Raw genomic sequence first — 13,546 nt, forward strand, 5'->3', positions numbered from 1 at the left:
AGCCGCGCCGGCTGAAGCTGCCGGTACTTTTCCTGGTAATGTTCCGGCATGATTCGGCAGGGCTGAAGGTGAATGGCAAAGGACTCCGACAGAAAGGCGGCCGCCCTCAAGGCCGAGAAGACCGACAGCATGCTGTCCGGCCTGCTCGCCGACGAGAAGGAATTCGACCGCCGCGCATTATGGCGGATTGGTTGGTGGGGTACGGCGGCGATCGGCACGGTTATCGTGGCCGTACTCGCCAATCAGGGCGCGCAGAGCTGGCGTCGCGACCAGTCGTCCATGGCGGAGCTGGCGCGGCAGGCGCAGTTGCTGCAGTCGCAGGCCCGCGACAGCCAGAATCAAGCGCGCCAGCTCACCGCCGCGATCGAGACGCTGAACAATGACCGCGACCGGCTCTATGCGCGCGTGACCGTGCTGGAACAGGGTCTGGAGTCCGTCACCGGCGCTCTCGCCAAGCAGGGCCCGGCGCAGGCCGCGGCCAAGCCGCAGGGTGCAATCGCACAAACCTCCGCCCAAACGACAGCCCAGTCCGCAACGCAAGTGGCAAGCGCCGACTCGCAAGGACCCGCTGCAGGCCCGTCCTCACAGACGGCGGTAACCTCCGGCGCAGTCTCCGGCATCGCCACGCCGGCCGTGGTACCGGTCGTGACGACCAGTGCGACTGGTATCGACAAGAGCTACGCCGATGCCGGCAAGCAGAGCGGCGTCTCGCCGGCGCAGCCGTCCGCGGCAACGCTGTCGGCCATGGCGGCCGCACCGGCTCTCTCCAATCCGCCCTCTTCCGCCGCCTCGCTGTTCGCGCCAAAATCGATCATGGCGCCGTCCGATCCGCTCGGCTCCAAGCCGGTCGACTCCGACAAGACGGCAAAATCCGATCCCAGCCCCGAACCGAAGAGCAGCGCCAGGTCTGACGACGCTGCGCAGGCGGAGGCCAATGCCGGCGAGCCCGCCGAGGCGGCATCCAGCCCGGTGCAGAAGACCGAGTTCGCGGTCGATCTCGGCACGGCCAATTCGGTCAATGGGCTGCGCGCACTGTGGCGCGGACTGGCGAAAGCCAATGGCGAGCTTGCGGCGCTGAGCCCGATCATCATGGTGAAGGAAGGCAATGGCGGTCTCGGCATGCAGCTTCGGCTCGGTGCCGGACCGCTGAACGATGCGGCTGCTGCCGCCAGGATCTGCGCGAGCCTCGCCGAGCGCCAGCGTCCCTGCGAGACCGCTGTCTATGACGGCCAGCGATTGGCGATGCGCGACAACGAGGCTGGATCCGACGCGGCCAAGCCGGCCGCTGCCGGGCAGAAGCCCGCAGCCACCACCAATGCGGCCACTGGAGCGCCGCCGGCGCAGCGCCGCCGCGTCTGGCCGCAACAGCGCCATGGCGCTGTCCGGGAGCCGCAGCCGCCAGCACCGCCTGCCGCCGCAGCTCCGCCAGCGGAACCGCCGAAGCCGGAGCCGAACACGTTGTCGTCGCTGTTCCACCGGCAGCAGCCCCAGCAATAGCCCGGCCAGGCCTCGATCGGGCTTATCGATGAACCACTTGGCGGTGTCCGCGAAAGCAGCCCGTAAGAGCCTCTTCCGTTCCGATTTGAATCGGAACGGAGGCTTTAGTTTATTGTTTTGACGCGTTTTCTTGACGCGAACCGGCATCCACTTCGCTTGAAAACGCTCTAGGTGGGTTTAGCCCTTGTCGGCCCTGCCGTTCCGCAGCATAGTCCGCCGCATGAAGAAGACCCCGTTCCGCCTTTCGCCCTATCAGGTGCAGTGGCTCCTGATCGTCGGCTTCGTTACCGTCGGCTCTGCCCTCTACCTGCGCTATTTCGGAATCGAATTCTCGACCACCGCGCTCGCCTGCGACGCCGGCCTGCAGACCATGATCTGCAAGAGCCGGATGGTCGCAACCGCCCTGTTCAAGAACTCGGTGTTCGGCGCCACCGCGCTGGTCATTGCGATCCTGCACGTGATGCGGCCATCGATCGTGCTCCTGACGGGCGGGCTGATCGCCGCGGGGCTCGGGATCGTGCTCTACAATATCGTGCTGTCGGGGCTGGCGATCGGCCTGCTCATTTTGGGCTTTGCGCGGCCCGCGCCCGCCACAGCGTGATCGCCAGCACGAGATAGAGGGCGCAGGTCCACTGCGCCTGCCAATTGGCGCGGCCTTCGTTGAAGCCGATGTAGATCGCCGACAACGCCAGCAGGCCCGCGAAGGTGGCCTCCGCGATCGGGCGCACGCCTTGCGCCGGGCGATTGAGCAGCAGCAGTGCGAACGGCACCACCGCCATGGTCAGGCTGGCGAAGGGGAAGTCGCGGTAACGCGGATCGAACACGAAGCCGAGCGCGGTCTCGGCGCCGATCAGCACCGTCACCATCAGCGCGAGGCCGAGCAGATAGGATGACAGTCCGTGCTTGCGGCCGTCGACCGGCCCAAGCAGGTCAAGGAATGTCGGCAGCGGCCGGCCGGCCATGATGGCGTGCGCGCCCGCGATCGGCGCAAGCACTCCGGCCGCGAGCAGCGCGCCCCATTGCAGCCAGCCGCCGAAGCCCAGGCTCTCATAGATCATCTTGTCGACGGCGATGCCAAGCAGGACGCCGGCCGACGTCGCGGACACAGCAACCGCCAGCCAGGCTGCGAGCCCCGGCGGCCATGGCTTGCGGCGCACCGTCAGCCACCCCGTCAGGAACACGAGGAAGGACAGCCCCATGCCGCCGGCCATCTGCAGCTTCCAAAGCGGAAAGTTGCTGACCGGCTCGCCCGGCGGGTATTTCAGTGCGCGCCGGGCGGCGTCGAACAGGCCCCAATAGCCGCCGACGGTGCCCTCGAGCTTGCGCTTCCAGGGCTGGTCATAGGCCTCGATCAGGTTGACCCGGAAATTCTCCCGCTTGGCGAGGCTGAGAATCTCGGACACCACGCGGGCCTGGTTGGCGCGCGACGGCAGTGCGCCCTCGCGCATGCGGCCCTCGCTCGGCCAGCCGGTCTCGCCGATCAGGATCTCCTTGCCGGGAAACGCGATCGCGACCTGCTGACGGATCATATCGACGTGGGCGGCGGCAAGCTTGGCCCGGATCGGAAAATCCTCCCAATAGGGCAGAATGTGCACGGTAACGAAATCGACCGTGTCGTAGATCTCCCGGTTGCGCAGCCAATATTCCCAGACGTCGGCATAGGTGATGGGAACCGTGACCTGCGCCTTCACGCTACGGATGGTCGCGGCAAGATCAGCGGTCGTCATCTCGCCGCGCAGCAGCACCTCGTTACCGACCACGACGGCGGTGATCACCTGGGGAAATTGCTTCACCAGCCCGATCACAGTCGCGATCTGCTGCTGGTTCTTCAGCTTGTTGCTGCCGAGCCAGATGCCCTGGATCACCTTGAGCCCGACCTTGGCCGCAATAGAAGGCACCTGGTCGAGACCGTTCTCGATCGAATAGGTGCGGACGCATTCCGAGATCTGAGCGAGCTGAGTGAGGTCCTGCTCGATCTGGTCGGCATCGATATGGGTTGTGGGATCGAGCGGCGACTGCGCCCCACGGAACGGCGCGTAGGAGACGCATTGCAGCTTGGCGTCGGGCTCGATCGGGGCGCGCGCAAGCGTGATCGGCGTGGCAAGCCACCACCACATGGCAGCGATGACCCCGAGCGAAACGAGCAGGAGCGCCAGCGGTGTACGAAGAGATTTCAGTTCCATTCTCCAGGCAAGGTCCCGTCGATTACCCGGTCGGCGGCCGTCTGCCAAGACCTCTGCAGAGGCTCAGCCGGAAGCTCCGCCGAATCCGTGCCGTCGGCCGGCGGGGTGCGACGTTGCATCGCGGGCCCGGCGAGCCTTTGCGATCGCGTGATAAAGTTGTGAGTTTGCTGGACAAAATTGGAAATACCGGTCATTGGCATGGAGCGTGCGCACCGCTCGCGACGGAACGTCAGGGAATGGAGCAGGACGATGGGACAAGGCCTCTCGTTCTCGCCGCATTGGAGACCCATTTCGTCGGCATCACCGATGCGTTCGCAGCGGGACGGCAGCAAGGCAATATCAGGGGAATTTATGGGTCGACGCGTGCTTCAGCTTCAGGTTTCGGTTTTGCGCCATCTTGCCGCTCCCGCTCTTGCCGTGCTGCTCGGCATTTCCGGCGCCTATGCCCAGAGCAATGGCGACAATCACCCCCAGGATCAGAAGCAGCAGGCCCCCAATCCCGCTGAGGTCTCCAAGGAGAACCAGCGCAAGACCGACGAATTCGTCGAAGCAGCGCAAGCGCTCAGCGGCAATGCCGCCGGCAATCCGGAATGCGTCTGGCTCGGCCGCCGCGCCGTGCAGCTCATCTACAACGACGACCTCGACACCGCCTTCCGCCATCTCGACCTCTATGACCGCTTCGGCTGCCCCGGCGGCCACATCCAGGCGGCGTTCCGCTGTTTCACGCGCTTCATCCCCCAGGTCGATCCGAAGGTGCCGAACTCACTGAACAACCACATCCACTCCTGCTGGATCAATCCGGCGGCGCAGCCGCCGCAGCAGGCTGCCGCCGCGTCCGCACCTGCCCCGGCAGGCGCGCCGACGCCGGCCGGATCGCCGCAGCCGGCGCCGCAAGCCTCGCCCTCGCCGCAGCCTCCGGCGAAGTAACTGGCAGACCCGAGCTTAAGGACGGACGCATCCGATCGCCGGCGACGAGCCCCCACCTGCGCGCCGCGGCATCATGCATCATGCATCATGACAGCTGCGAATTGGCGTGGCAGAATATTTGCAACTTCATCGCCTTGCGGTCGCATCTCTGGTTCAGGCTCCGTTCAGCATCGTAAGGGCTTTGTCAGCCCTCGAAGCGGCATGTCCGGAGCTTGCTCCGATGCTCGGACTGCACGAGAGATCCCAGATGAAAACGGTAGCTTTCCGGTGCCCTGTCGACTCCACTCCTCACGCGTGAACGTGCCGCAGCCGGCCGTGAATGCCGGAACGGCGATCGACCGGTCCGCTTCGTCCCTTAACTGATCCTACGAATGGTTGTGTGATCGATGCGCGCCGTCGTCGCCGTCCTGCTCCTCGTCACCGCGCTGCACGCCGCGCTCTGGGGGCTGCTGCAGGAGAAGCAGCAGGCTCCGGATTTCACCGGCATGCTGCCCAGCGTGTCCTACGATCCGCATGAAGGTATCGGACATCCCGACGTGGACACCGTTGCCTCGCCGGATCGCATCCGGGCCGACATGAAGAAGCTCGCCACGATCACGCGGGCAATCCGACTGTATTCCTCGACCGGTGGCATCGAGGTGGTGCCGCCGATCGCCGCCGAATTCGGGCTGAAGGTGATGCTCGGGGCCTGGATCGACAAGGATCCCGAACGCAACGAGCGCGAGATCCAGTCCGCGATCAACCTGGCGCGGCGCAACAGCAACGTCATCGGCATCGTGGTCGGCAACGAGACCATCCTCACCGACACGCAGAAGGTCGATGAGTTGATCGAGAAGATCAAGCGGGTCAAGAAATCGGTCAACGTGCCCGTGACCACCGGCGACGTGTGGAACACCTGGCGTGACAATCCCAAGCTGGCGGCCAATGTCGACTTCATCGCCGCGCACGTGCTGCCCTACTGGGAATTCTACACTGCGGACCAGGCGGTCGATCAGGCGGTGCACCGCTATCAGCTGTTGCATGACCAGTTTCCTGGCAAGCGCATCATGATCGCCGAGTTCGGCTGGCCGAGCCAGGGCTATAACCGCGCCTCGGCCGTGCCCGGTCCGTTCGAGCAGGCGCGCGTGCTCCGCAATTTCGTCGCCCAGGCCACGGCGATCGGCATGGAATACAACATCGTCGAGGCGCTCGATCAGCCCTGGAAATATTTCGAGGGCGGCGTCGGACCCTATTGGGGCATTCTCAACGCCGCACGCGAGCCGAAATTCGCCTGGACCGGACCGATCGTGAACCCTGATTATTGGAAGCTCGCGACTATAGCGCTTCTGGTCGGCGTCCTGATGTCGCTGCCGATCCTGCGCATCACCGAGCCCACTGTGCCGCAGGCCTTCGTGCTGGCGGTGACGGCGCATGGCGTCGGCGCCTGGGTCTCCACCATCTTCGCCTATTGGACCGTGCATTATTTCGTCTGGGGCTCGGCCTTCGCGCTGACTTTGGGTCTCACCTTACTGGTGCCGCTGATCCTGATTGCGATGGCGCGGATCGAGGAGATCGCCGCGATCGCGCTCGGCCGGCCGCCACGGCGGCTGCTGACCAGGGATGCCGCGGCGGCCGCTCCGTATGACGGCCCCTTCCCCAAAGTCTCGATCCATGTGCCGGCCTATTTCGAGCCGCCGGAGATGCTGAAGCAGACGTTGGATGCGCTCGCCCGGCTCGACTACCCGAATTACGAATGCGTCATCATCATCAACAACACGCCTGACCCGGCGTTCTGGCAGCCGATCCAGGATCACTGCCGCATGCTCGGCGAGCGCTTCAAGTTCATCAATGCCGAGAAGGTCAAGGGCTTCAAGGCCGGCGCGCTGCGCATCGCCATGGACCGTACCGCGGCGGATGCCGAGATCATCGGCATCATCGATGCCGATTATGTCGTCGAGCCCGGCTGGCTGAGAGACCTGGTGCCGGCCTTTGCCGATCCGACTGTGGGTCTCGTGCAGGCACCGCAGGAGCATCGCGACGAGAACCTGTCGCTGATGCACTACATCATGAACGGCGAATATGCGGGGTTCTTCGACATCGGCATGGTCCAGCGCAACGAGGAGAATGCCATCATCGTGCACGGCACGATGTGCCTGATCCGGCGCGCGGCGATGGACATGGCCGGCGGCTGGTCGAGCGACACGATCTGCGAGGACACCGATCTCGGCCTCGCCATCCAGGAGCTCGGCTGGCAGACCCATTACACCAACACCCGCTACGGCCGCGGCCTCCTGCCCGACACCTATGAGGCGTTCAAGAAGCAGCGCCATCGCTGGGCCTATGGCGGCTTCCAGATCGTCAAGAAGCACTGGCGGCGCTTCCTGCCCGGCGAGAGCAAGCTGACGCCGGACCAGCGCCGCGAATTCGCGCTCGGCTGGCTGAACTGGCTTGGAGCCGAGAGTCTTGGCGTCGTGGTGGCGATCCTCAACCTGATCTGGGTGCCGATCGTCGCCTTCGCCGGCATCGCCATTCCGGACCGGATCCTGACCCTGCCGATCATTGCCGCCTTCGTGGTCTCGTTGGCCCACTTCCTCATCCTGTACCGGCTACGCGTGCCGGTGCGGACCTGGCAGATGCTGGGGGCGATGGTGGCGGCGATGAGCGTGCAATGGACGGTGAGCCGCGCGGTGGCGCAGGGCCTGATCACCGAGCATCTCGCCTTCGCCCGCACCTCCAAGGGCGGCCTGTCGCGGATGTCGATCGAGTTCCAGGCGTTCTGGGAGGCCGTGATTGGCGTGCTGCTGCTGATCGGCGCGGCCGTCCTGATCGTCACCAACACCTTGCAGATCGTCGAGCTCTACATCTTCGCCGCCGTCCTGATCCTGGAAAGCCTGCCGTTCCTCTCCGCGGTGGCGATCGCGCTTCTGGAGATGTCGCGGGCCAATTCCTTCGCCTTCTGGCGCAACAGCGCCGTGCGCAGCGCCGAGCTGATCGGCCTGCGTCCGGTCTGGGTGCCGGAGTTGGCCGGCTCGCTGCCGCAGCCGGCCACCGTGCCGATGGCGCAGCGGGAGAAGGTAAAGGAAAGGATTGCCGGCTAAGCACCTTCCGGCGCTGGCAATTTCGGAAAGGTGCGCCGTTGTGGTTTAAGCTGCGCGGGCCTATTGACCGGAACAGGCGCGCCCCCTACACAGCGCGGGCGAAAAAGCGAATGCGGCCATCGCTGGGGTCGTCCCTGCTGTGCCGATGAACCCGACCGATGCCGACAGCGTTGGCATCACGGGGCCAAATGCCGGGCCCGACGGCTCCCGTCGTCGCCGCCCTTGGGAGCGAGCGCGTAGCTCAGCCGGTAGAGCACGTGACTTTTAATCACGGGGTCCTGGGTTCGAGCCCCAGCGCGCTCACCAATTCCACTATCAAGCTCACAGTCAGCCGACGTGTGCGGCTACTGCCTTCCATTAATTCAAGTGATGCCGGCAGCGATCGCAACTCACCGCGTCTGACCGTTGCAGCCGAAGGCTACATCCGTGGCAGATCGATTTGATCGATTGGTCGGCCCTTGCGGAGAATGGATAGCCTGGTCATGGCGACCTTCTGACAAGTCGTCGATCATGACACAGACTTCGCATCTGTGGTTTCGAACCGACAGCCGGCGCAGCCAGCACCACTCTGTATTTCGACATTCGCGCTGTCCTGAGCAGCTGCCTCATTTCAGGGAACGTCACCGCTTCTGCGTCCTTCACCCGCCGAGTGCGGCTTATTCCAGAAATACTCGCGATTGCCGGTCGCTGCCTCGGCGTATTGGTCGATCGCGACGATGATCGCCTGGACGTGGTGATAGCACCAGCCCTCGTGGACGCCGATGCGCCGGACCTCGGCGAGCGCCTTGATGAAGGCGGGATGGTCGTCGGTGTCGCTAAAATATTTCATCATCATGGCCGGCCTCCAAGCGGCTTTTCCTGCGATGGGCGAATCGGCGTAGCCGCCTTCAGCCGGTCTCGCTCGGCACACAGCTCGTCGATTCGGTCGAGCATCCGCTCGAGCAGCGCTTCGGCCGAGCTGGTCGAGACGCCGGCCTTCTGAAGCGCGAGAATCTCGCGCCGCTGCCGACCGACCTGCGCGCGCCTGCGCTCGATCTCGGTTCGGATGAAATCAATGTCCGGCATGTCCCGATCCTCCTCTTGAAACACCTCAAAAGAACAAAACAGGAACATATCTGCAAGTCGGACGTTGGCAGTAAGACTACGGAGGTGGATATGCCTGATAACACGCAGAAGAACCCGAAGGATTGGGTGTCGGGCGAAGACCCGATGACGGGCGCCCAGGAATCGTACCTGAAGACCCTGGCCGAGCAGGCCCACAAGCCGGATCCGACCGAGCAGGATCTGACAAAGGCTGAAGCCTCGGAACTGATCGACCAGCTGCGGCAACAAGCCGGCTTACGAAAATAGGAACGAAGGGCCTGCCGCGCCGTTGGGTCGGCGGCTGATATGATGAGGGAGAAATCTGACAGAAGTATCAGTCAATAGCCCCGTCAGTTACCCGGTAACTGGCGGGGTTTTGACGTAGAGCGCGATCCTGAACGACCGCGAACCTGAGGATGGGAACCGGTGTTCCCTCGCGACAAACGCCGGAAGCGTTTGTGCGGAGATCGTGCTCAAACAACAAAGAGATGAGATGCGATGTACGCGCTCTTTGACGGAAGCACGCAGATCGGCGGTGCGTTCCCGACCGAGAAGGAAGTCTGGGAAGCGGCCTTGATCGATGGCCTCGTGACCGATGTCCCGGTCGCCGATGAAGCCGGCGGCCAGATCCTTCCCTCAGGCTATCACGTCGCGCAGGTCGAAGACGTCGAGCAGACCTACAAGGCCAAGCCCGACTGGAAGCTACCACGCGAGATCTCCTGAATCGGCTTGGTTGCCGCGCCGACCGACACCATGAACCGCATGACCGGCGGAGCTGACCGCTCTGGCAGCACCTGACAAAGTTCGAGGGCATGTCCATTAATGGACATGCCCTCTTCTCTCGTGTCAGACGCGCGATGCTTCGGCTCGAATGGCTACCGCGGCATCAGAAGTGGACCGTGGTGCGCATGCCGAGAACCCAGGCATTGTCGGTCTTGATGCCCGCGGCATTGAACCCGCGCCCGCCTGGATTGATCACATACTGAGCGTCGAACTTGAGGTTCAGCCAGCCGGTCGCCTGCCAGCCGTACCAGGCTTCGATCGGAATTTCGTTGCCGCCCGCATTCAGGCTGAGCGCTCTTGAGTTCACGTGAGTCGTGCCGACCGCGAAGCCGACTTCGTCCTGAGGACGCCAGGAGAACGTTCCGGTGTGCTTGATGCCCCAGGCGATCTGGTAGTCCTGGAACGAGGTCCGGTGATCGGCGACCGTCGTATTCAGGAAGGTATACCAACCCAGCGCGCCGGGACCATCAACGGTCAACCGCTGCAGGATCGACTCATAGACGCCCCACCGGCCCCGTTGATCTCCGAGATTCTGGTCCGGGACACCACCGACGCCCGGAATGGTGGTGATGATCCCCGGCAGGCCGCCATCGATCGTCGAGGCGTTGTCATACCAGCCGCCGAATCGCCAGGTGCCGTTCAAGGGACCGCTTGGCGCATAGACCAACTCCACCGGCACCAGCACGCCCGAGGCGGGGCTCGAGCGAGGAATGCCGGGCAGGAAGTAGACGCTCGGCTCCGACGTCGTCAGATAATTCGGATTGGCATCGTAGACGCCGACCGAAATCTGCAATTCCTTGGTGATATTGTAGTGGGCGACGCCGGCCCATTGGCTCACCGGCCAGTTATAGATGTAGCCACCCTGGATGTTGCCGGGCTGGCCGCCGCAGAAGGTCAGGTTGATGAACTCGCAGAGGCCGAAGAAGAAGTCGGAGCCGACAGGAAGACGGCCGCCCTTAAGTTCGAGGCGATTATCGAACAGCTTTTGCGAGTAGTAGAGTTCGGTCAGGCGCAGGATGTTGCCGCGGCCGAAGACTTCGTTGGTCAGCTGCAGCGCCGGAATGCCGGCCTCGCTGTTCAGATTGTCGCCGAAGCGGTCGACGATCGTGAGGCCCACCGTGCCGCCCGGGATGCCGGCAAGCTTGGCCATATCGAGCTTGGCCCCAAACCACAGCTGTCCTGCATTGGCGCCGGTTTTCCTGTCTCCGCCCGAGAGATTGGCGACGGATTCGTTGCCCAGCGAAAGGCCGATATCGATGCCCTGCTCCTTCAGCCTGGTCCTGCCGAGGTCGCCAAACAGATAAGGCCTGGTCCAGAAATCATCGGTCTCGGCATAAGGTACGGGCGGAGCTTTCGACAAAAGGTCGGCCGCATGCGCGCCTCCGCTCATCATAGCTGACAAAGCGACCCCGACGGCGCACACGCGTGCGGTCTTTACAGACCTATGCAACATTTTTCTGGTCCTCCAACGTCCCCAGGCTTTTTCTATTTGTACGTCACGTCCCCACTCAAAGCCCTCAAGCCTGGAACGCGCGCCCCTCCCCCGCATTCCCGATTTCGGCCGCTGCCCCGAAAAAAAGCGACGTCGATCAACTGGAGGTTGGCGCAGATTCCCTAACGCACATTGGGATCGGTGCATATAGTCATACTATATGTTCGGCTCGGTAAGTTGGTAACTGTGACGGAAGGGACACATGTGGGGCCGCGCCGCGGCGCCGTGGTCCAAACTTTGGCCGGTGCGCAGTTTTGCTAAAGGCGCGCCGGCAATCCGAGCGCGTCCGCTGGAGAGACCGAGCTGTTTCCATCGGCCCGGAATCGCTCCGGCGTCCGCTGCCGAACGGCAGGCTTTCGCGTCCGTTGAGGTATCATGGCGCCGTCGACGTCTCCCGCGCGCCGCGCGGCGACCTCGGCGGGACCCATTCGTCCCGTCGAGGCCTCTCGATGGATGCAGTTACGGAAGATAGTTCGGCGCCGTCGGTGCATGCGTGAAGTCGAACGCGTCGAACAGGTCGTCGAGCGCCGGCATATTGACCGGCACATACGGGTTGTTCGGCATGCTCAGCGGGTTCGGCAGGTTGTCGCGGCTGCGGTTGGTCAACGGCTTCAACATCCAATTGCGCTCGATGAATTTGAGCAGCGAGGCATGGTCACCATAGGCATGGTGGATCTTGCCGCCGGTCGAATAGGCGGACAGCACCATCAGCGGAATGCGAGGCCCATCCCCGAAGAAGTCGATCGGCTGCACGAAGCCGGAATCGTAATAGCCTCCGGCTTCATCGAAGGTAATGAACACCGCCGTTTCCGCGGCAAGCCGGGGATTCTTCTGCAACTCGGCGAGGATGTTCTGCACGTAGGCTTCGAACAGATCGATCTTCGACGATTGCGGGTGACCGTCCATGTAGCCGTCGGGCTTGCCGAACGACACCGAGGGCAGCGTGTCGGTCTGGATGCCGGCGATCAGGTCGCGGGTGTCCTTCATATGCGCCGCCCGCTGGGCGGGATCGCCCATGATCGAGCTGAGATACTGGAACGGATTGCAAATGGCGCAATACACGGCACCCCATGCATGATCGGGATCGCTGCCAGCCCATTCGTTCTTGTCGGCCGCCACCGCTGCGTCCTTCAAGCCTGCGCCGAACCACGCCCAGCTGATCTGGCGCTCATTCAACGCGTCGCCGATGCTGCGCAGCGACGATGGCGGCACACCACCGCTCAACGTGCCGTTCGGGTTGTAGCCCGGGTTCGCGTTGTTGATGAGATAATAATGCGCCGCTTCGCAATTCGATTTGGCTGGGTAAGGCAGCTTCGCCAGATAGTTCACGATCGGCGCAACGCCCGGCTGGGTGCTGTCGGCGCAGTTCACGAAATTCTGGTCGTTGATGAAGTTGTTGATCGCGTCGGGGCTTGGTGGCGTCGGCGACGGGTTCGGATTGGCGACAAGGGACGGATTCGGCGCAGTCGCATGGCCCTTGCCATCCGACCAGTACAAGGCGTCGCCGGTGGCGAGCATCATGTGGTTCGGATAGGTGCCGCCGAGGAACGATTGATGGAAGTTGTCGCTCAAGGTGAAACGGTCGGCGAGCGTCTTGAAGTACGGCACCTGTCCCTGAGCCATGTTGTAGAAGCCCATCGGATTGCCGAGCGCCCAGGTCTGATTGGTTGCCAGCATCGTGAACGGGAACAGATCGTTCAGACAGCCGGTCGGATTTGCCTGCGTGGCGTTCTCGATGCTGCAATCCTGCTGTTGGGCGGCCTGGAAGAAGCGGTGCGTCTGGTCGCCGGTGTAGTCGTGCTCGCTGATATCGGGTCCCTGGAACGGGAACGGACCGGACAGCGAACCAGCGCCCGGAATACGCGTGTCAAGCACGCCCTGGGGCAGGTTGCTCCAGCCCTCGCTGAGCAGGTTGAACTGACTGACCTGGATGTCCGGATCTTCCGAATGGACCAGCTGCGCCTCTTGGGCCCAGTTTGGGTCACCATCCGGCCCATAGAACGGGGCGGAGTATCCGACGCCGTAAGGATAGAACGCATTCGGTCCTGACGGCGCGCCGCCGGTGGTCGGCTGCGGCATCGGATGAGAAGCCTTGCTGTAGGGGACCTTCGCGATTTTCGGAGCGCCGATGTAGTAGCTCGGCTGAGGCGTGACCGAATATTGCTGAGCCAGCGCGTAGTTCGGGCCCGGGCTGCCGTCCGCGTTGACGATGCCCTTCGAGAGCAGGTTGCTGATGGTCTGCCCCTTGCCCTTCGGCGTATAGGTCGCAAAGGTGTGATCGAAGCCACGGTTCTCGCCGATCAAGATGATGACGTGCTTGATCGGGCTGGTGGTCTTCACAGCGTCGGCCGGATCTGTCACGGCTGCAATCGCACCATTTGCAATGCTGAGTATCGATGCCGCCACCGTGATGTAGAGCGCTGTGGTCGATCGCCAGCTACGACGACGACCTGAATGCAAGTAACTCATTGAAGGCTTCTCCGCGAACGTAATCGTTCGGGAAA

General features: G+C 63.4%; 11 protein-coding genes and 1 tRNA gene. 7 read left to right on the forward strand and 5 right to left on the reverse strand.

Going from position 1 to position 13,546, the window contains the following annotated elements; genetic code table 11:
• The first annotated feature begins 72 nt into the window (after positions 1-72).
• Positions 73-1,497: a hypothetical protein gene (locus P6U24_RS19345; RefSeq protein ID WP_407154120.1), complete on the forward strand. Its 1,425-nt coding sequence runs from the start codon at positions 73-75 to the stop codon at positions 1,495-1,497.
• A gap of 220 nt (positions 1,498-1,717) precedes the next feature.
• Positions 1,718-2,098, forward strand: a complete 381-nt coding sequence (locus P6U24_RS19350; protein ID WP_407154121.1) for a hypothetical protein — start codon at positions 1,718-1,720, stop codon at positions 2,096-2,098.
• On the opposite strand, the gene P6U24_RS19355 is transcribed toward P6U24_RS19350, so the two are convergent.
• Positions 2,058-3,680, reverse strand: coding sequence for a beta-(1-6) glucans synthase (locus tag P6U24_RS19355; RefSeq protein ID WP_407154122.1), 1,623 nt, complete (start codon positions 3,678-3,680; stop codon positions 2,058-2,060). The genes P6U24_RS19350 and P6U24_RS19355 overlap by 41 nt on opposite strands.
• Before the next feature lie 351 nt (positions 3,681-4,031).
• On the opposite strand from P6U24_RS19355, the gene P6U24_RS19360 reads away from it, so the two are divergent.
• From P6U24_RS19360 to P6U24_RS19370, 3 genes are all read left to right on the forward strand, one after another.
• A complete protein-coding gene (locus tag P6U24_RS19360; RefSeq protein WP_407154123.1) occupies positions 4,032-4,607 on the forward strand; it encodes a beta-1-3, beta-1-6-glucan biosynthesis protein in 576 nt (191 codons plus the stop codon).
• A 386-nt stretch (positions 4,608-4,993) separates the two neighbouring features.
• Complete coding sequence (locus P6U24_RS19365; protein WP_407154124.1) at positions 4,994-7,684, forward strand: glycosyltransferase; 2,691 nt, start codon at positions 4,994-4,996, stop codon at positions 7,682-7,684.
• A 230-nt stretch (positions 7,685-7,914) separates the two neighbouring features.
• Positions 7,915-7,990 (forward strand) — tRNA-Lys (locus P6U24_RS19370).
• A gap of 304 nt (positions 7,991-8,294) precedes the next feature.
• Here the strand turns inward: P6U24_RS19370 and P6U24_RS19375 are convergent.
• Positions 8,295-8,519, reverse strand: coding sequence for a hypothetical protein (locus P6U24_RS19375; protein WP_407154125.1), 225 nt, complete (start codon positions 8,517-8,519; stop codon positions 8,295-8,297).
• The gene (locus P6U24_RS19380) at positions 8,516-8,749 is read right to left on the reverse strand and encodes a hypothetical protein (protein ID WP_407154126.1); all 234 of its coding nucleotides are present in this window, start codon (positions 8,747-8,749) and stop codon (positions 8,516-8,518) included. The genes P6U24_RS19375 and P6U24_RS19380 overlap by 4 nt, the downstream gene beginning before the upstream one ends.
• A gap of 90 nt (positions 8,750-8,839) precedes the next feature.
• On the opposite strand from P6U24_RS19380, the gene P6U24_RS19385 reads away from it, so the two are divergent.
• Positions 8,840-9,034 (forward strand): DUF3072 domain-containing protein, encoded by a 195-nt coding sequence (locus P6U24_RS19385; RefSeq protein WP_407154127.1) that lies wholly within the window; start codon positions 8,840-8,842, stop codon positions 9,032-9,034.
• 231 nt (positions 9,035-9,265) lie between these two features.
• Positions 9,266-9,490 (forward strand): hypothetical protein, encoded by a 225-nt coding sequence (locus P6U24_RS19390; protein WP_407154128.1) that lies wholly within the window; start codon positions 9,266-9,268, stop codon positions 9,488-9,490.
• 163 nt (positions 9,491-9,653) lie between these two features.
• Here the strand turns inward: P6U24_RS19390 and P6U24_RS19395 are convergent, their stop codons facing one another.
• A complete protein-coding gene (locus P6U24_RS19395) occupies positions 9,654-11,003 on the reverse strand; it encodes a carbohydrate porin (RefSeq protein ID WP_407154129.1) in 1,350 nt (449 codons plus the stop codon).
• A 498-nt stretch (positions 11,004-11,501) separates the two neighbouring features.
• Positions 11,502-13,511: a phospholipase C gene (locus P6U24_RS19400; RefSeq protein ID WP_407154130.1), complete on the reverse strand. Its 2,010-nt coding sequence runs from the start codon at positions 13,509-13,511 to the stop codon at positions 11,502-11,504.
• Between the last annotated feature and the right edge of the window lie 35 nt (positions 13,512-13,546).

The organism is Bradyrhizobium sp. STM 3557 (assembly GCF_045571465.1).
Taxonomy (GTDB): domain Bacteria; phylum Pseudomonadota; class Alphaproteobacteria; order Rhizobiales; family Xanthobacteraceae; genus Bradyrhizobium.

What these genes read in the sequence shown, in the direction of transcription:
- P6U24_RS19360 (WP_407154123.1), top strand. Translation starts at nt 4,032, where the DNA reads ATGGGTCGACGCGTGCTTCAGCTTCAGGTTTCGGTTTTGCGCCATCTT.
- P6U24_RS19390 (WP_407154128.1), top strand. Translation starts at nt 9,266, where the DNA reads ATGTACGCGCTCTTTGACGGAAGCACGCAGATCGGCGGTGCGTTCCCG.
- P6U24_RS19365 (WP_407154124.1), top strand. Translation starts at nt 4,994, where the DNA reads ATGCGCGCCGTCGTCGCCGTCCTGCTCCTCGTCACCGCGCTGCACGCC.
- P6U24_RS19395 (WP_407154129.1), bottom strand. Translation starts at nt 11,003, where the DNA reads ATGTTGCATAGGTCTGTAAAGACCGCACGCGTGTGCGCCGTCGGGGTC.
- P6U24_RS19400 (WP_407154130.1), bottom strand. Translation starts at nt 13,511, where the DNA reads ATGAGTTACTTGCATTCAGGTCGTCGTCGTAGCTGGCGATCGACCACA.
- P6U24_RS19380 (WP_407154126.1), bottom strand. Translation starts at nt 8,749, where the DNA reads ATGCCGGACATTGATTTCATCCGAACCGAGATCGAGCGCAGGCGCGCG.
- P6U24_RS19350 (WP_407154121.1), top strand. Translation starts at nt 1,718, where the DNA reads ATGAAGAAGACCCCGTTCCGCCTTTCGCCCTATCAGGTGCAGTGGCTC.
- P6U24_RS19355 (WP_407154122.1), bottom strand. Translation starts at nt 3,680, where the DNA reads ATGGAACTGAAATCTCTTCGTACACCGCTGGCGCTCCTGCTCGTTTCG.
- P6U24_RS19345 (WP_407154120.1), top strand. Translation starts at nt 73, where the DNA reads ATGGCAAAGGACTCCGACAGAAAGGCGGCCGCCCTCAAGGCCGAGAAG.
- P6U24_RS19385 (WP_407154127.1), top strand. Translation starts at nt 8,840, where the DNA reads ATGCCTGATAACACGCAGAAGAACCCGAAGGATTGGGTGTCGGGCGAA.
- P6U24_RS19375 (WP_407154125.1), bottom strand. Translation starts at nt 8,519, where the DNA reads ATGATGATGAAATATTTTAGCGACACCGACGACCATCCCGCCTTCATC.